Source organism: Pantoea sp. ARC270 (genome assembly GCF_003236725.1).
GTDB lineage: Bacteria > Pseudomonadota > Gammaproteobacteria > Enterobacterales > Enterobacteriaceae > Pantoea > Pantoea anthophila.
The window spans coordinates 1-17,277 of record NZ_PUGA01000006.1 but is presented as its reverse complement, the minus strand read 5'-3'; the positions used below and the strand labels follow the sequence as shown (position 1 = coordinate 17,277).

18 protein-coding genes are annotated in these 17,277 nt (G+C 59.3%); 9 read left to right on the top strand and 9 right to left on the bottom strand.

The window, feature by feature from the left end:
* Nucleotides 1-53 precede the first annotated feature (53 nt).
* Nucleotides 54-2,327, bottom strand: a complete 2,274-nt coding sequence (locus CKF42_RS04560) for a molybdopterin guanine dinucleotide-containing S/N-oxide reductase (protein ID WP_111207633.1) — start codon at nucleotides 2,325-2,327, stop codon at nucleotides 54-56.
* A gap of 190 nt (nucleotides 2,328-2,517) precedes the next feature.
* Between CKF42_RS04560 and galR the strand changes: the two genes are divergently transcribed.
* The 3 genes from galR to nrdG all read left to right on the top strand — a co-directional run bounded on the left by galR (nucleotide 2,518) and on the right by nrdG (nucleotide 6,333).
* Entirely contained in the window at nucleotides 2,518-3,519 is a 1,002-nt protein-coding gene (gene galR / locus CKF42_RS04555; protein ID WP_009092386.1) for an HTH-type transcriptional regulator GalR, read from the top strand.
* A gap of 211 nt (nucleotides 3,520-3,730) precedes the next feature.
* A complete protein-coding gene (gene nrdD / locus CKF42_RS04550) occupies nucleotides 3,731-5,869 on the top strand; it encodes an anaerobic ribonucleoside-triphosphate reductase (RefSeq protein ID WP_111207632.1) in 2,139 nt (712 codons plus the stop codon).
* Complete coding sequence (gene nrdG / locus CKF42_RS04545; RefSeq protein WP_111207631.1) at nucleotides 5,866-6,333, top strand: anaerobic ribonucleoside-triphosphate reductase-activating protein; 468 nt, start codon at nucleotides 5,866-5,868, stop codon at nucleotides 6,331-6,333. Before nrdD ends, nrdG begins: the two co-directional genes overlap by 4 nt.
* On the opposite strand, the gene CKF42_RS04540 is transcribed toward nrdG, so the two are convergent.
* Nucleotides 6,325-6,960, bottom strand: coding sequence for an NAD(P)H-binding protein (locus CKF42_RS04540; protein ID WP_111207630.1), 636 nt, complete (start codon nucleotides 6,958-6,960; stop codon nucleotides 6,325-6,327). The genes nrdG and CKF42_RS04540 overlap by 9 nt on opposite strands.
* Nucleotides 6,961-7,106: 146 nt before the next feature.
* On the opposite strand from CKF42_RS04540, the gene CKF42_RS04535 reads away from it, so the two are divergent.
* Nucleotides 7,107-7,628, top strand: a complete 522-nt coding sequence (locus CKF42_RS04535) for a type 1 glutamine amidotransferase domain-containing protein (protein WP_009092391.1) — start codon at nucleotides 7,107-7,109, stop codon at nucleotides 7,626-7,628.
* Between the two features lie 33 nt (nucleotides 7,629-7,661).
* Here the strand turns inward: CKF42_RS04535 and CKF42_RS04530 are convergent, their stop codons facing one another.
* The gene (locus CKF42_RS04530) at nucleotides 7,662-8,090 is read right to left on the bottom strand and encodes a YhbP family protein (protein ID WP_111207629.1); all 429 of its coding nucleotides are present in this window, start codon (nucleotides 8,088-8,090) and stop codon (nucleotides 7,662-7,664) included.
* 77 nt (nucleotides 8,091-8,167) lie between these two features.
* Here CKF42_RS04530 and CKF42_RS04525 point away from each other — a divergent pair, with 77 nt between their 5' ends.
* Nucleotides 8,168-8,461 carry a GIY-YIG nuclease family protein gene (locus CKF42_RS04525; protein ID WP_009092393.1) on the top strand — a complete coding sequence of 98 codons (294 nt, stop codon included), beginning with the start codon at nucleotides 8,168-8,170 and terminating at the stop codon, nucleotides 8,459-8,461.
* On the opposite strand, the gene CKF42_RS04520 is transcribed toward CKF42_RS04525, so the two are convergent.
* A complete protein-coding gene (locus CKF42_RS04520) occupies nucleotides 8,445-8,951 on the bottom strand; it encodes a GNAT family N-acetyltransferase (protein ID WP_009092394.1) in 507 nt (168 codons plus the stop codon). The two genes, CKF42_RS04525 and CKF42_RS04520, sit on opposite strands and share 17 nt — an antisense overlap.
* Nucleotides 8,945-9,469 carry an SCP2 domain-containing protein gene (locus CKF42_RS04515; RefSeq protein ID WP_009092395.1) on the bottom strand — a complete coding sequence of 175 codons (525 nt, stop codon included), beginning with the start codon at nucleotides 9,467-9,469 and terminating at the stop codon, nucleotides 8,945-8,947. The genes CKF42_RS04520 and CKF42_RS04515 overlap by 7 nt, the downstream gene beginning before the upstream one ends.
* A gap of 206 nt (nucleotides 9,470-9,675) precedes the next feature.
* Here CKF42_RS04515 and CKF42_RS04510 point away from each other — a divergent pair, with 206 nt between their 5' ends.
* From CKF42_RS04510 to CKF42_RS04500, 3 genes are all read left to right on the top strand, one after another.
* On the top strand, nucleotides 9,676-10,671 hold the full coding sequence (locus CKF42_RS04510) for a peptidase U32 family protein (RefSeq protein WP_058957627.1): 996 nt from the start codon (nucleotides 9,676-9,678) through the stop codon (nucleotides 10,669-10,671).
* 9 nt (nucleotides 10,672-10,680) lie between these two features.
* Nucleotides 10,681-11,559, top strand: coding sequence for a U32 family peptidase (locus CKF42_RS04505; RefSeq protein WP_111207628.1), 879 nt, complete (start codon nucleotides 10,681-10,683; stop codon nucleotides 11,557-11,559).
* Nucleotides 11,560-11,674: 115 nt separating this feature from the next.
* The gene (locus CKF42_RS04500; RefSeq protein ID WP_111207627.1) at nucleotides 11,675-12,685 is read left to right on the top strand and encodes a luciferase-like monooxygenase; all 1,011 of its coding nucleotides are present in this window, start codon (nucleotides 11,675-11,677) and stop codon (nucleotides 12,683-12,685) included.
* On the opposite strand, the gene CKF42_RS04495 is transcribed toward CKF42_RS04500, so the two are convergent.
* Nucleotides 12,686-13,606 (bottom strand): AraC family transcriptional regulator, encoded by a 921-nt coding sequence (locus CKF42_RS04495; protein ID WP_185155355.1) that lies wholly within the window; start codon nucleotides 13,604-13,606, stop codon nucleotides 12,686-12,688.
* 173 nt (nucleotides 13,607-13,779) lie between these two features.
* Between CKF42_RS04495 and CKF42_RS04490 the strand changes: the two genes are divergently transcribed.
* Nucleotides 13,780-14,526 (top strand): SDR family NAD(P)-dependent oxidoreductase, encoded by a 747-nt coding sequence (locus tag CKF42_RS04490; protein WP_111207625.1) that lies wholly within the window; start codon nucleotides 13,780-13,782, stop codon nucleotides 14,524-14,526.
* Nucleotides 14,527-14,581: 55 nt separating this feature from the next.
* Here CKF42_RS04490 and CKF42_RS04485 read toward each other — a convergent pair whose 3' ends face one another.
* The 3 genes from CKF42_RS04485 to nlpI form a co-directional block, all read right to left on the bottom strand.
* Entirely contained in the window at nucleotides 14,582-16,474 is a 1,893-nt protein-coding gene (locus tag CKF42_RS04485; RefSeq protein ID WP_009092402.1) for a DEAD/DEAH family ATP-dependent RNA helicase, read from the bottom strand.
* 16 nt (nucleotides 16,475-16,490) lie between these two features.
* The gene (gene yrbN, locus CKF42_RS21480; RefSeq protein WP_098053093.1) at nucleotides 16,491-16,547 is read right to left on the bottom strand and encodes a protein YrbN; all 57 of its coding nucleotides are present in this window, start codon (nucleotides 16,545-16,547) and stop codon (nucleotides 16,491-16,493) included.
* 105 nt (nucleotides 16,548-16,652) lie between these two features.
* Nucleotides 16,653-17,277 (bottom strand): lipoprotein NlpI (nlpI, locus tag CKF42_RS04475; protein ID WP_111207624.1); only part of this gene is annotated, 625 nt, incomplete at its 5' end.

Below are 17,277 nucleotides of genomic sequence, written 5' to 3'. Positions count from 1 at the left end.
GCCATCACTCAAACGCAACAGTTACCGGCAAAATGTAACCAGCCATGAGATCTTTACGCTATTCTGCAATCCTGATGTTTTTTGATTTCCACCAGACAACTCATGGCGTTTGGCCCCTGGGTCAGCGACGAGGTACCGATGTCGAGCGTAAGGACGTTAGGGTTCCCTGCGCGATCGTAAGGCTGCCACGCCTGGCCGAAGCCGGGATCAAACCAGGCCCCGGTGGCGATGATCACCACGCCCGGCGTAACCCCGTCGGTGATCCGCACACCCGCCAGCATCACCCCGCGAGCGTTGCTCACCTCGATCTCATCGCCCTCTGCCAGCCCGCGTGCCGCCGCATCCTGCGGATGCATGTAAAGCGTTTCGTGGCCGGCGGTTTTATTCCCCTGCACCGTATCGGTGGCGTCCAGCTGACTGTGCAGCCGGTCGGCAGGCTGAATGGAGATCATGTGCAGCGGATAGTCGCGGCTGACCGGCGATCCCAGCCACTCTTGCGGCTCACGCCACTCCGGATGCCCGGCGAAATCGTCCAGCTGATAATCCGCAATGGTCTGGCTGAACAGCTCGATTTTGCCGCTGGCCGTTTTAATCGGATTCGCCTGCGGATCGGCCCGGAAATCCTCCATAAACTGATAAGGCTTGCCACCCTCGGGGATTTCCACAAATCCGCGCTGCCAGAACTCATCAAATTCCGGAAAATCGATCCCTTTACGCTGATGTGCCGTGGCGCACTGCTGATAGAGATGCGCAATCCACTGCATCTCGTTGCGCCCTTCGGTGAAGGTGTCGCGGTAGCCCAGGCGCTCCGCCAGGTCAGCAAAGATATCGAAGTCGTTACGCGCCTGATGCTGCGGTTTAATCGCCTGATGCATTGCCAGCACAAAGCGGTCGCGTGACGAGCCGCCGATGTCGTTGCGCTCCAGCGTGGTGGTCGCGGGCAGGACGATATCCGCCATCCGGGCGGCAGGCGTCCAGACGATATCCTGCACCACCACCGTATCGGGCCGCTGCCAGCCCGCCACCAGCCGGTTCAGCTGCTGATGATGATGGAAAGGATTGCCGCCCGCCCAGTGCACCATATGAATGTCGGGATAGTGCAGCGTCTCGCCCTGAAAACGGTAAGGCTGACCGGGATTGAGCAGCATATCGCTGATCCGGGCCACCGGAATCGACAGCCCGGCGGGGTTAGGACCGGTGCTCATCATCGGGGCAGGCCCCTCCTGACGCGGGTTACCGACGCTGTTCATCGAGCCGTGACCAAATGAGAAACCGGCCCCCGGCAGACCCGGCTGACCGAGCATCGACGACAGCGCAATCATCATCCAGTAAGGCTGCTCGCCGCGATGGGCGCGCTGAACCGAATAGGAGCAGGTCATAAAGCTGCGCTTGCCGATCAGCTGCTGCGCCAGCTGCACAATACGATCGGCCGGAATGCCGGTAATGCGGCTGGCCCAGCCGGCGGTTTTCGCCACGCCATCCGTTTCGCCCAGCAGATAGGCACGCAGCTGCGGCCAGCCGGTGCAGTGACTGGCGAGAAACGCCTCATTCACTGCGCCACGCTGGTTGATCTCATACCCCAGCGCCAGCATCAGTGCCACGTCGGTATTAGGGCGAATCGGAATCCACTCGGCGTTCACAAATTCCGGGCAGTCATCGCGCATCGGACTGATGTTAATCACCGGCGTGCCTCTGGCCGCCAGCTGCTGCAGCGCCGGTTTCAGGCTGTGCTGCCCCGCCCCGCCGGAGGCGACCTGAGCGTTTTTCAGCGCCAGTCCCCCGAACGCGACAAAAATCTCAGCATGTTCGACCACCTGCGGCCATTCGGTCACGCGGCCGGTCAGTGGCATGTAGGTGCCAATCACATAGGGCAGGAAGAACTGCGCGGCTCCCCAGCTGTAGTTGCCCTGCTGATCGACACCGCCGCCGCCCTGAAAATAGAAGCGGCGCACCAGGGTGCGGGCGTGGTTAACGCGACCGGCCGATGACCAGCCGTAGGAACCGTTGAAAATGCCTGAGGCACCGTAGCGCTCACGGACGCGGCGATTCTCTTCCGCCACCAGGTCCAGCGCGGTCTCCCAGTCAACGGCAACAAAGTCTTCGCGGCCACGCAGCGTGCGGTCGCTGTTTTCGCGTGACTTCAGCCACGAGCGCCGCACCATCGGCTGACGGATGCGTTTGTCGGAATAGACCAGTTCTGGAATGGTGTGGATCATCGGTGACGGATCGGCATCGGCGAAGAAAGGTTCGCAGCCCGTCAGGCGATCGTTTTCAGTGACGGCGGTAAAGGCGCCCCAGTGCGCCAGGTGTGGCACTTTGGTTTTCATCGTTGTTTTTCACGGTAGCCAGGGGGGAGAGGGAGCATAACATGGGGCGGCCTCTCAGCAGAAGATGTGCCTGCGGGTCCGATTTTGCCCCTTTTTGCGACGACGCTGGCATTCTGTCGGGTTGATGTGTCTGCCCTTTTCCGTAACACTGATGCGATGTGTAAACGTTTTCCCCCGGACAGGTCAACGCATGGCTACCATAAAGGATGTTGCGCGACTGGCTGGCGTTTCTGTCGCCACAGTCTCCCGTGTAATCAATAATTCTCCCAAAGCCAGCGACAGCTCCCGACAGGCCGTAGGCCAGGCGATGGAGCAGCTTCAGTATCACCCGAATGCCAACGCACGCGCGCTGGCGCAGCAATCGACCGAAACGCTGGGTCTGATTGTGGGCGACGTCTCCGACCCCTTTTTTGGCGCCATGGTGAAAGCCGTGGATGAGGTCGCAGGCGACACCGGTAACTTTCTGCTGATTGGTAACGGTTACCATAATGAGCAAAAAGAGCGGCAGGCGATTGAACAGCTGATGCGCCACCGCTGTGCGGCGCTGGTGGTTCACGCCAAGAAAATTCCCGATGCGGAGCTGGAAGTGCTGATGAAGCAGGTGCCCGGTATGGTGCTGCTGAACCGGCTGATAAAAGGCTTTGAAAAGCGCTGTATTGCGCTCGACGACCGCTACGGCGCCTGGCTGGCGACCCGCCATCTCATCCAGCTTGGCCACCAGAATATCGCTTTTATCTGTTCAACTCACACCATCTCCGATGCTGAAGATCGCCTGCAGGGCTACTACGATGCGCTGAAGGAGCATGGCCTGCCCTGCAGCGATCGGCTGGTCACCTGGGGCGAACCGGATGAGGTGGGCGGTGAGCAGGCGATGACGGAACTGCTAGGGCGCGGCAGGAACTTTACCGCCGTCGCCTGCTACAACGACTCCATGGCGGCAGGCGCGCTGGCGGTGCTGAGCGACAACGGCGTGCGCGTGCCGGAAGAGATGTCGCTGATTGGCTTCGATGATGTGCTGGTGTCGCGCTATGTGCGTCCCCGCCTCACCACCGTGCGCTATCCGATTGTCACCATGGCGCAGCAGGCGGCTCAGCTGGCGCTGGCGCTGGCCAACGACCAGCCGCTGCCGGAAGTCACCCATATGTTCAGCCCGACGCTGGTGCGCCGCCATTCGGTAAGCGGCCCGGCCTGATGTCACGGCGGCGGGTCCGGCGCATCCGCGCTCCCCGCCGCTCCCCCGCACCAGACGGTAACCTGCCCTCTCTTTTTATACCCGCCAGCACGATCCACTATGTAGAGCCTTCTTTGTTTCAGGTCAAAACCGCGCGCATTAATTTCCGGAAATCACTACATGTAGGGAATAGAATCCTCAGAACCCCAATATGTGGTTCATGGAGAGAAAAATGGCGACGGTGGTAATCAAACGTGATGGGTGCCGGACAGGCTTCGATGCGCAGCGTATTGAGCATGCGGTGTTGGCGGCGGCACGGGCCGTAAAGGTCGATGACAGCGCCTGGTGCGCGCAGGTCGCTGAGCGCGTCGCGGCGCAGCTGGCCAATCGTCCGGAAGTGGAGATCGGTGAGATTCAGTGCGCAGTCGAAGAGACGCTGATGGCGGGCCCCTGGCCGCAACTGGCTCGCGCCTATATTGAATACCGTCACGATCGCGATGTGGCCCGCGATCGGCAGAGCCAGTTGCATCACGCCATTCGCGGGCTGGTCGATCAGACCAACGCCGCGCTGCTGAATGAGAATGCCAACAAAGACAGCAAAGTGATCCCGACGCAGCGCGACCTGCTGGCCGGGATCGTGGCGAAGCACTATGCGCAGCAGCAGATCCTGCCACGCGATGTGGTGCTGGCGCACGAGCGCGGCGAGATCCACTACCACGATCTCGACTACTCCCCCTTCTTTCCGATGTTCAACTGCATGCTGATCGATCTCAAAGGCATGCTGACCAACGGTTTCAAAATGGGCAATGCCGAGATCGAGCCGCCCAAATCGATCGCCACCGCCACCGCCGTGACGGCCCAGATCATCGCGCAGGTCGCCAGCCACATTTACGGCGGCACCACCATCAATCGCATTGATGAGGTGCTGGCGCCGTTTGTTAAGCAGAGCTATGCCCGGCATCTGGCGATCGCGGAACAGTGGCAGATCCCGCAGGCAGAAGCGTATGCGCGCCAGCGCACCGACAAAGAGTGCTATGACGCCTTTCAGTCGCTGGAGTATGAGGTGAATACCCTGCACACCGCCAACGGACAGACTCCGTTTGTCACCTTTGGTTTTGGTCTGGGAACGGACTGGGCAGCCCGCCTGATCCAGCAGTCGATTCTGCTCAACCGCCTGGCCGGACTCGGTAAAAACCGTAAAACCGCCGTCTTTCCCAAACTGGTGTTCACCATTCGCGAAGGCGTTAACCGGCGTGCAGGCGACGTTAACTATGACATCAAACAGCTGGCGCTGGAGTGTGCCAGCAAGCGGATGTATCCCGACATCCTCAACTACGATCAGGTGGTGAAAGTCACCGGCTCGTTTAAAACCCCGATGGGCTGCCGCAGTTTTCTTGGCGTCTACGAAGAGAACGGCGAACAGATCCATGAGGGCCGCAACAACATCGGGGTGATCAGCCTCAATCTGCCGCGCATCGCGCTGGAAGCGGGCGGCGATGAAGCGCGCTTCTGGCAACTGCTGGATGCGCGTCTGCTGCTGGCGAAGCGGGCGCTGATGACGCGGGTGGCGCGGCTGGAGAAAACCAAAGCGCGCGTGGCCCCCATCCTCTACATGGAAGGGGCCTGCGGTGTCCGGCTCAACGCCGATGATGAGGTGGGGCCGATTTTCCGCAATGGCCGCGCCTCCCTGTCGCTGGGCTATATCGGCCTGCATGAAACCCTGAATGCCCTCAGCGGCGGCCAGAAGCACCCCTATGATGACGCGGCGCTGCGCGCTAAAGGGGTGGAGATCATCGCCTATCTGCGCGCTGCCACCGATCGCTGGAAAGCGGAAACCCATTACGGCTTCAGCCTCTACAGCACGCCGAGCGAGAATCTCTGTGACCGCTTCTGCCGTCTGGACGCGGCGCAGTTTGGTCTGGTGGCGGGTGTGACGGACAAGGGCTACTACACTAACAGCTTCCATCTCGACGTTGAGAAGAAGGTGAATCCCTACGATAAAATCGACTTCGAAGCCCCCTATCCACCGCTGGCGAATGGCGGATTCATCTGTTACGGCGAATACCCGAACGTGCAGCACAACCTCAGGGCGCTGGAGGATGTCTGGGACTACAGCTACGACCGCGTGCCCTACTACGGCACCAACACCCCGATTGATGAGTGCTACGACTGCGGCTTCAACGGTGAGTTTACCTGTACCAGCCGCGGCTTTACCTGTCCGCAGTGCGGCAACCACGATCCGGCGCGCGTCTCCGTCACCCGGCGGGTCTGCGGTTATCTCGGCAGCCCGGATGCGCGGCCCTTTAACGCCGGAAAACAGCAGGAAGTGCAGCGCCGGGTGAAACATCTGGCAGAAGGACCGCTGGGATGATGCATATCCATCGCTACTACGATGTGGATATCGTTAATGGCCCCGGCACCCGCTGCACGCTGTTTGTCGCCGGTTGTGAACATCAGTGTCGCGGCTGCTACAACCAGAGTACCTGGCGAACCGACTCCGGCGTGCCTTTTACGCTGGCGATGGAGGAAAAGCTGCTGGCGGATTTGCAGGACACGCGCATTCCGCGTCAGGGATTGTCGCTGAGCGGCGGCGATCCGCTGCATCCGCACAACGTGCCGCACATTCGCCGTCTGGTGAAGCGGGTGCGCCAGAGCTGTCCCGGTAAAGATATCTGGCTCTGGACCGGTTACCGGATGCAGGAGCTGAATGCCGCGCAGCGCGCCGTGCTGATCTATCTCGACGTGCTGATAGATGGCCGTTTTGTCGAAGAGGAGAAGGATGCCTCGCTGCCCTGGCGCGGCAGCCGCAATCAGATCCTCTGGCAGCTACGCTGAGTGACGCGGGATGTCGCCCGACTCAATGATAGTGACGCTTTCGCCCGCCGGGGTGAACGCCTGCTGATGCAGACAGCGGGCCACGTCACGTGCGCTCACCGCCCGCCAGTGACCCGGCAGCAGAGAAAAGAGCGGGGCCATCAGGCGTTCCCCCGGACGCTTCTGCGCCCGATCGCCCAGCAGTAACGAAGGCCGTACCAGCGTCAGGTGCGGCCAGCCCTGATGGCGCAATGCGTTTTCCATTTCGCCTTTCACGCGACTGTACAGGAAAGGTGAGTGACGGCTGGCACCGTGGGCACTCACCACCAGCATCTGTTTTGCCCCCAGCCGCAGTCCGCTCAATCCGCTGTCCACCACCAGGGTGTAATCGACGTGAATAAACGCCGCTTTGCTGCCCGCCTGCCGGCGCGTGGTGCCCAGACAGCAGAACACCGTATCCAGCGAAGAGTGCAACGGCCCGAGTACATCGGTCAGGTCGGCCTCCACCAGGTTGACGACCTTACGCAGGACAGGCAGCGGACGACGGGTTGGCGCGATGATCTCATCGACGCGCGGATCCTCAATCAGTAAGCGCAGCAGATGCGACCCGACTAAGCCGGTGGCTCCGGTCAGTAATACGCGATTCATCTCAGATTCATCCTTATTTCACTGCTGACAGCTTAAAAGATAGCTGATCTTAACGGTCTGGCTTGCGTTCTCGCCCATAGCGGCCAGGCTTAAATCCTGATCCGGAAAGCGCGCCTCGCGCTCCACTGCTTTAAGGAGGAAACAAAATGAGCAAGAAAGTTGCGGTTTTGATTACCGATGAATTTGAAGACTCAGAATTTACGTCACCTGCTGAGGTCTACAAACGCGCCGGGTTTGAGGTAGTGACCATTGAGAACCAGGCCGGAAATGTCGTAAAAGGCAAAAAAGGCGAAGCCGAAGTGACCATCGATCGCAGCATTGACGACGTCAGCCCGGCTGAGTTTGATGCGCTGCTGCTGCCAGGCGGTCACTCGCCGGATTCGCTGCGTGGCGATGACCGCTTTGTCGCTTTCACCAAAGAGTTCGTTGCCAGCGGCAAGCCTATCTTTGCTATCTGCCACGGACCCCAGCTGCTGATCAGCGCCAACGGCGTGCGTGGTCGCAAGATGACCACCGTAAAAGCCGTTGCCATCGACCTGATCAACGCCGGTGCCGACTTCCATGATAAGGAAGTGGTGGTTGACGGCGATAAGCTGGTGACCAGCCGCACCCCGGCCGATTTACCTGCCTTCAATCGCGAATCTCTGCGTATCCTCGAAGCGCTGTAAATCCGTTGCGCCCTTTTCGCTGAAAAGGGCGTTTCAGCTTTCCCGCAGCCAGCTGATCTTCTTACCAAATCCCAGCGCATTGTCGGTCATCTTCACCTCATCAAGCTGAATCTCCCACAGCGGTGCTGAGACTTTGCGCGACACCGGAAACCGTTTCTGATAGGCGTCTCTGGCGACTTTCTCCGTTTCCTCCTCCAGCCGCACAATCCGGCCACGATACTGCACCCCTTTTATCAGCAGCACGCTTCTGGGCTGGCCATTGACGGTGCCCGCGACCAGCGGATTCTTCAGCATCAACGCCCCGTGACGGGTGTCGGGCTCGGTCATAATCCAGAACACCATGCGCGCTTCATCGAAGACGTAGTAGCAGTTGGCGCACCAGAGTTGGTCGTCGGCGGCAGAGCAGAGAGAAAGCACATGTTGCTTTCGGAGATAGCGAACCAGATGGGCGTGATCGGACAAGGTAAACTCCTGGCGATGCACCGGAGCGTGAAGCGCGCTACACTGCCCGGCACCTTTTTTTTGGGAAATGATTGCGAATGAGTCAGCAGTGGCAACTCTACATCGTCCGTACGGCGAAAGGGAGCCTGTACACCGGCATCACCACGGATGTGATGCGCCGGTTTGATCAGCACCAGACCGGACGCGGCGCCCGCGCGTTGCGCGGCAAAGGTCCACTGGCGCTGGTGTTTCACTGTGATGCAGGTGACCGTGCCAGCGCCTCCAGACTGGAGTATCAGGTCAAGCAGCTGACCCGTCAGCAGAAACTACAGTTAGTGGCGGGTCAGCCGGTCAGCCTGGAGAGCTGGCTGGGTATTACAGCAGGCGATTAAAGGGCTCGGCGAAGTCGATCTCCCCGTCTGCGCCCTCAAACGCCGTCTCTGCCAGGCGATAGACCTGGAACGTCGCCTCGCTGTCCGGCCAGCGGCTGTGCAGGCCGACGCGGGCTGCCGGTTCAAAGCCAAAGCGGCTGAAGAATGCCGGATCGCCCAGCACGACCACCGCGCTGTAACCGAACTCGTTGAGGGTATCCAGTCCTTCATAAATCAGTTTGCTGGCAATGCCCTGCCCGCGTAGCGTCTCATCCACCGCCAGCGGGGCCAGCGCCACCCAGCCACGATCTTCACCTTTAACGCTGACCGGACTAAATGCAGCATAACCCAGCACCTGTCCCTCATCGTCAGTGGCGACCACGCCTAAGGTTAACAGGCCATCTTCGCGCAGCGACTGCGTCAGTTCCGCCTCGGCGGGCGACGTGAAACAGCGTCTGAGCAGCGTGTCGATGCCTGCGGCATCCACGCCAATTTCGCTACGGATCAACATAGGGCACCTGCGCGTGCCTGTCCGGCCTTCGCGTCCTGTTTCATCCCGGCGTCGACAAAGGCCGCCATCTGCTGAATTGCCGTGCGTAACGCGGTGGGCATAGCCTCGGGTTCAATAGCATCCATTACGTTCTTCACCTCAAGTCCCAGTTCAGTGTCCCCTTCAATCACCAGACGGCGTTGAAAGAAGAGCATGTCGGGATCTGCTTTACGTGCTGCCACCAGCAACAAATCATTGGCATTGCCCCGAAACCAGACATCCGCTTCGGACTGTTGCAATACCACCAGCCGGCCGTCCTGCAGCGTGGTAATCCATTGCAGATTGAGATCGGCAATCCCGATACCCAGCAGGCGACCTTCCAGAAAGTCTAACTCACCTTCAGCTAAAGCATGACGAAATTGCCAGTTTAAGAGTTGTTGCAGAAGCCGCTTCTTGACCGGGAATGGGGTAAGCGCTGCGGGTAAACCTAAGATTTCCGGAGCCTTTTTTACAAAATGGGCATGAATCCGCTTTAACACTTTTGTCCCTCCCTTCAGAAAATTTTACGTATATTGCCATATCCGTTTCGACACACCTCATCCGGGATCAATAAAAATCGCGCTCCCGGGAGGGAAAAAAAGCCGCGCCGGCAGGGAGGAACGGAAAATTCACTGCCCCAAATCAATACGTCTCCCGGCGCAGATGCCTAGACTCGACGCCCATCTGCATGTTGAGAGGAACACCTATGGAACTGCTCTGCCCGGCAGGCAACCTGCCCGCAGTGCGCACCGCCGTCGAGAATGGCGCGGATGCGGTCTATGTGGGGCTGAAAGATGATACCAACGCCCGCCACTTCGCGGGCCTGAACTTCACCGACAAAAAGCTGGCCGAAGCGGCTCGCTATCTGCATCAGCATCGCCGCAAACTGCATGTGGCAATCAATACCTTCGCCCATCCGGACGGCATGGGACGCTGGCAGCGGGCCATTGATGTGGCGGCGCAGAACGGGGCCGACGCGCTGATCCTCGCCGATATCGCCACCCTGGAGTATGCGGCGACGCACTACCCCCAGGTGGAGCGCCATCTCTCCGTGCAGGCGTCAGCTACCAACCTGGAGGCGATTCGCTTTTATCATCGCCACTTTAACCTGCAGCGTGTGGTGCTGCCGCGGGTGCTCTCTCTGCATCAGGTAAAGCAGCTGGCGCGCAGCACGCCGGTGCCGCTGGAGGTGTTCGCGTTTGGCAGCCTGTGCATTATGGCGGAAGGCCGCTGCTACCTCTCCTCGTGGCTGACCGGTGAGTCGCCTAACAGCGCCGGTGCCTGTTCTCCGGCGAAATTTGTGCGCTGGCAGCAGACGCCGCAGGGTATGGAATCCCGCCTGAACGAAGTACTGATCGATCGCTACGCGGCGGATGAAAGCGCGGGGTACCCGACACTGTGCAAAGGACGGTATGAGGTCAGCGGCCAGCGTTATCACGTGCTGGAAGAGCCCACCAGCCTGAACACGCTGGAGCTGCTGCCGGAGCTGCTGCGGGCCGGGGTCGCCTCGGTCAAGATTGAGGGTCGCCAGCGCAGTCCCGCCTATGTTGCTGACGTCGCGCGCGTCTGGCGTCAGGCGATCGACCGCTGTCAGGCCCAGCCGGAACAGTTTGAGGTGGCACCCCGGTGGATGCAGACGCTGGGCGATCTCTCTGAAGGCACGCAAACCACGCTGGGTGCTTATCATCGTGAATGGCAATAAGGAGTCATGATGCAATATGCCGTCGGGCCGGTGCTCTGGTACTGGCCAACCCCCACGCTGGAGGAGTTTTATCAGCAGGCTGCCCGCAGTAGCGCGGAGATTATTTACCTCGGCGAAGCGGTGTGCAGTAAACGCCGCGCGACGCCTTATGGCCGCTGGATGGAGATGGCCCGTGACGTCGCGGCCAGCGGCAAACAGGTCGTGCTGAGCACCCTGGCGCTGCTGCAGTCCCCCTCTGAACTGAAAGAGCTGCAGCGTTATGTCGAAAACGGCGAGTTCCTGATTGAAGCGAATGATATCGGCACGGTTAACATGGCCGCTGAGCGCCACCTGCCCTTTGTGGCAGGCCCGACGCTGAACGTCTACAACGCTGACACCCTGCAACTGCTGGTCAGGGAGGGAATGACGCGCTGGTGTATGCCGGTTGAGATGTCACGCGACTGGCTGCTGCAGCTGCTGGGACAGTGCGAAACGCGCGGTATCCGGCAGCAGTTTGAGGTGGAGGTAATGGGCTACGGTCATCTGCCGCTGGCGCTCTCGGCGCGCTGCTTTACCGCCCGCTCGGAAAACCGCGCGAAGGACGATTGCGAAACCTGCTGCATCAACTATCCGACAGGCCGCCGCGTCAGCTCGCAGGAGGGGCAGCCGGTGTTCGTGCTCAACGGCATTCAGACCATGAGCGGCTACTGTTACAACCTGGGGAACGATCTGGCAGGGATGCGGGAGTGGGTCGACTGCGTCCGGCTCTCTCCGCAGGACACCACCACGCTGGCAGAGATAGATCGTTTCCGGGCCAATGAGAATGGTCAGGCTCCGTTAATGGTTGCGAAAGGCTGCGATTGCAATGGTTACTGGCGCAAACTGGCGGGTATGACGCTGGCATCCTGAGTAAAAGCACATACCGGCTATATTCCTGCTGAGGTTAGCAGTTTTAATATAAGGAATGATGCGTAATACTAAATGATGCAGACTTTAATGCCTGCGCCATACAACGGGAGTAGTCATGTCTGATAAAAAACCTCTTCGCCTGTCCGTGCTGGATCTCGCGCCGATCCCTCAGGGTGCGACCGCGCGGGATGCGTTCCACAATTCGCTGGCGCTGGCGCGTCAGGCTGAAAAACTGGGCTACCAACGCTACTGGCTGGCTGAACATCACAACATGACGGGGATTGCCAGTGCTGCGACGTCGGTGCTGATCGGCTATCTGGCGGCCAATACCGAGACGCTGCAGCTGGGATCGGGCGGCATCATGCTGCCTAACCATGCGCCGCTGGTGATTGCCGAGCAGTTTGGCACACTGGCTTCTCTCTATCCCGGCCGTATCGATCTCGGCCTGGGTCGTGCACCCGGCTCTGACCAGCGCACGATGATGGCGCTGCGTCGTCATCAGGCCAGCATGCACGCCGACACCTTTCCTGAAGATGTGGCTGAACTGATTAACTGGTTTGATGCGGAAACGGATGCACAGCCGCCGGTACAACCGGTGCCGGGCCTCGGCCTGAAGATCCCGGTCTGGCTGCTCGGCTCCAGCCTCTACAGTGCACAACTGTCAGCCCGGATGGGTCTGCCATTTGCCTTCGCCTCACATTTTGCGCCGGATCAGCTGTTCCAGGCGCTGCACGTCTACCGCGAAAACTTCCAGCCCTCGGCGCGACTCGACAAGCCGTATGCCATGGTCTGCATCAACGTGGTCGCCGCTGACAGCGAGCGTGAGGCACGCTTCCTGTTTACCTCGCAGCAGCAGCAGTTTATTAACCTGCGCCGCGGCAAACCGGGCCCGTTACCGGCGCCGGTTGAGAACATGGATAACCTCTGGTCACCGTCAGAGCAGTATGGGGTTCAGCAGGCGCTCAGCATGTCGCTGGTCGGCGATGGGGATAAGGTGCGTCACGGGCTGGCGTCACTGATGCGTGAAACCCAGGCGGATGAGATCATGGTCAACGGCCAGATTTTTGACTCCGCGGCGCGCCTGCGCTCCTTCGCCATTGCGATGGAGGCCGCCAAAAGCCTGTAGTCAGTTCTGCGGTGGGGGCGCAGTTTCCGCGCTCACCGCCAACTGACGACTGTCCCTGGCCGGGGATTGCCCGTAAAGGCGGCGATACTCCCGGCTGAACTGTGACGCACTCTGATACCCTACCCGATAGCCTGCCGTCCCGGCATCCAGCTTTTCCACCATCATCAGCCGTCGCGCCTCATTCAGCCGCAGCTGTTTCTGATACTGCATCGGCGTCATTGCCGTGACCGCTTTGAAGTGATGATGCAGCGAAGAGATGCTCATGCCGACGCTGCTGGCGAGCTGGTCAATCTTCAGCGGCTGATGAAAATTCTCCCGCAGCCAGCGGGCCGCCTGCGCCACCCGGTTACCCGGCCGCTCAGCCAGCGCCATATTCAGAATGCGCGATCCTTCCGGTCCGGTCAGCAGCCGGTAGAAAATCTCCTGCTCGATCAGCGGGGCGAGCGCCGGGATATCCTCAGGATGGTCAAGCAGCCGCACCAGCCGCGTTACCGCCTCCACCAGCCACGGCGACATCTTATGCACGGTAATGCCGCGTTCGTTGCGGGCCGTGGCGGGTGACAGCGTCGGGGGAAACTGGTCGAGGTAGCGCATCAGCCGGGATTCATTGATGGCGATGCCAATCCCCAGGTTAGGTTTTTCCGGCGTGGCGACCGTGACGCAGGCGCGCACCGGCATATCCAGCGTCACCAGCAGCAGATCGCCCGGGCCATAATGCAGCACCTCATCACCGATGTGCAGCGCCTTGCTGCCCTGTGCGACCAGCGCGAAACTGGCCCATTGGGCAAAGTGCACGGGCTTCGTTGGTGCGGAGCTGCGACCAAAGAACAGGTAGTCAATGGCACTCGCGTGCCGTCCATCCTCCGGCGCATGCCGCGCAATCAACCGGGCCAGCGCCTGCCACGTATCATTCTCTGTCACCAGGTCATCTCCCTTCATCATCTCAGCCGATATTACCTGAGCCGGTGCGCCATGCCTGTGTCGCAGCGACACTTTTGCAGGATCGGGCAAAAAGCTTGCAGGATTGCGCTACCCGGATGGGTCAGCGGCGCGCATAGTCTGTCAACGCAATCATTACGGCGGAGATCAGGATAATGAAGGCACTACAGAATAAAATCGCGCTGGTAACGGGAGCATCAAAAGGCATTGGTGCTGCTATCGCCATCGCCTTTGCGACGGCGGGCGCACGGGTAATCGTCAATTATCAACAGGACGAGGTGGGTGCGGCTGACGTGGTCAGCGACATTCTTGCCCTGGGCAGTGACGCGGTGGCGGTGCAGGCGGATATCTCTGTACAGCAGGACGTGGAGCGGCTGTTTGCAACCACCGTCGCCTGTTTCGGCGCGCCAGATATTGTGGTGAATAACGCGGGCCGCTTTCATCACGGCGCTTTTGAGGCGCTGACCCAGGAGGAGATGCAGCAGCAGATCAACGTTAACCTGCTTGGCACGCTGCTGGTCTGTCAGCAGGCGATTCATCACTTTCCTGCCCACGGCGGCACCCTTATCAACCTCAGCGCCCTGAGCAGCCAGAACAGCACGCCGGGTTCCGTGCTCTGGGCGGCGACCAAGGGCGCGGTGGATACCCTGACACAGGGGCTGGCGCGCGAACTGGGTGCCAGAAACATTCGGGTTAACGCCCTGGCACCGGGAATGATTCTGACAGAGGGATTGCTGGCGGCGAAGAGGATGAGCCCGCAGCTTAAAGCGCAACTGCTGGCCGCCACGCCGCTGGGGCGCTTTGGTCTGCCGGAAGATGTGGCACAGGTGGCGCTGTTTCTGGCCTCGGAGGAGTCCGCCTGGGTCAGCGGCGAGCGCGTCATCATCAGCGGCGGAGCCTGATCGGCATAAAAAAAGGGAAGCCAGTGGCTTCCCTTTTTGTTACGACATGAAGTCGTTATGCGTCACGACGACGTGGTGCGGCTGCGCCATCTTCACGACGTGGACCACGGCCGCCTTCGCGGTTAAAGCTGCGACCGCCTTCACGACCACCGTCACGGCGCTCAGAAGAGAAACGACGACCACCTTCACGGTTGCCAGCGCCTGGGCCATTACGACGATCGCCACCGGCCGGACGACGGTCACCACGACCTTCGTTTGGCTGAGCATCACCCAGTAACTGCATATTCATCGGCTTGTTCAGAATACGTGTACGGGTGAAGTGCTGCAGCACATCGCCTGGCATGCCTTTCGGCAGCTCGATAGTCGAGTGGTTACCGAACAGCTTGATGTTACCGATGTAACGGCTGCTGATGTCGCCTTCGTTAGCGATCGCGCCAACGATGTGACGAACTTCAACACCATCATCGCGACCCACTTCGATGCGGTAGAGCTGCATCTCGCCAACGTCACGACGTTCGCGACGTGGACGGTCGCCATCGCGGCTGTCACGTGGTCCACGCGCTTCGCGGCTGTCACGACGGCCATCACGATCGTCACGATCGCGGTATTCACGACGTGGCGGACGTGGCGCTTCCGGTGGCAGAATCAGAGGACGTTCGCCCTGTGCCATCTTCAGCAGTGCCGCGGCCAGCGTTTCCAGATCCAGTTCGTCTTCTGGCTGCATTTTAGTCAGCAGAGCACGGTACTGATCCAGATCGCTGCTTTCCAGCTGCTGCTGAACTTTCGCGGCAAACTTCGCCAGACGACGCTGACCCAGCAGCTCTGCGTTTGGCAGTTCAACTTCCGGAATAGTCAGCTTCATCGTACGTTCGATGTTGCGCAGCAGACGACGCTCGCGGTTCTCAACGAACAGCAGCGCGCGGCCAGCACGACCGGCACGACCGGTACGGCCGATACGGTGAACGTAAGATTCTGCATCCATCGGGATGTCGTAGTTAACAACCAGGCTGATACGCTCAACGTCCAGGCCACGGGCCGCAACGTCAGTCGCAATCAGGATGTCGAGACGACCATCTTTCAGGCGCTCCAGCGTCTGCTCACGCAGTGCCTGGTTCATGTCACCGTTCAGCGCGGCGCTGTTGTAGCCACTGCGCTCCAGCGCTTCTGCAACTTCCAGGGTCGCGTTTTTGGTACGTACGAAGATAATCGCCGCATCAAAATCTTCCGCTTCCAGGAAGCGAACCAGTGCGTCAGTTTTACGACCGTAAGCGGTCCAGTAGCTCTGGCTGATGTCAGGACGCGTGGTCAGGCTTGACTGAATACGCACTTCCTGTGGATCTTTCATGAAGCGTTTCGTGATGCGACGAATCGCTTCTGGCATGGTGGCAGAGAACAGAGCGGTCTGATGACCTTCCGGGATCTGCGCCATGATGGTTTCAACGTCTTCGATGAAGCCCATACGCAGCATTTCGTCTGCTTCGTCCAGCACCAGGCCGCGCAGGTTAGAAAGGTCTAACGTGCCGCGTTTCAGGTGGTCCAGCAGACGGCCAGGCGTACCCACAACAACCTGTGGTCCCTGACGCAGTGCACGCAGCTGCACGTCATAACGCTGGCCGCCGTACAGGGCAACTACGTTCAGGCCACGCATGTGTTTAGAGAATTCGGTGACAGCTTCGGCAACCTGAACCGCCAGTTCGCGGGTCGGTGCCAGCACCAGGATCTGAGGTGCTTTTACAGAAGGGTCAATGTTGTTTAACAGCGGCAGAGAGAACGCCGCAGTTTTACCACTCCCGGTCTGCGCCATACCTAACACGTCACGGCCCGCCAGCAGGTGAGGAATACACTCAGCCTGGATTGGGGAAGGCTTTACGTAGCCCATGCCATTCAGTGATTCAAGGATGTCGGCGTTCAGGCCAAGGTCAGCAAAAGTGGTTTGAATATCAGTCATGTAGTACACGTGCCTCTTAGATTGCGGCGGCCAGTCTACATAACTCGTCGTGAAAACTTTCAGTCATTTTCATCAAAAAGTGTGAACCGGCTCAAATTAGAAGTTTTGACGAACAGAAAAGCCCTCATCCCTGAAGATGATGACTTTACAGGTGTTACGGGCAAATTTAGTTCGTCAGCTATTGCTGGTCAGATTCTGATAAATCGTCTTGTGCCTGGCCGAGTTGCGCCAGTTCCAACAATGCGTATCGGTGTTCAACAAAGTTATTGACGTTGTTGGCCACCGCCAGTTTGAACAACGCTTTCGCGTCGTCCTTCTCCCCCAGACTTAGGTAGTACTTACCTAAATAGAAGTTGGTTTCACTGAGATGTTCAGCGAGCGAGGTGTTATCCGTTGCGTCCGCCTTGAGACTTTCCATCAACGTTTTCTCGTTGATATCTCCAAGGTAGAACTCGACAATATTCCATCCCCATTGGTCTCTGACCGCTTTGTCATGACGCTGTTGAAGCGCGACTTTTGCCTTATCGGCATCCATCTCGCGTTCAGCCAGATAGAGCCACAGACTGCGGAAAGGATCGTTAGGATCGTCTTGATAAAACGCCAGCAGATCATCTTGCGCTAACTTGTATCGACCGCCGTAATAGAGGGCGATACCACGGTTTAAATGCGCATAGTTGTAAGTTGGATCAAGCTCAAGTACAGAATCGAACGCTTCATAGGCGGCATCAAAGTTGCCCGCCTGCGTTAAATATATGCCTAAGTAGTTAAACACTTCAGGCATATCTGGTCTTATAGACAGCGCT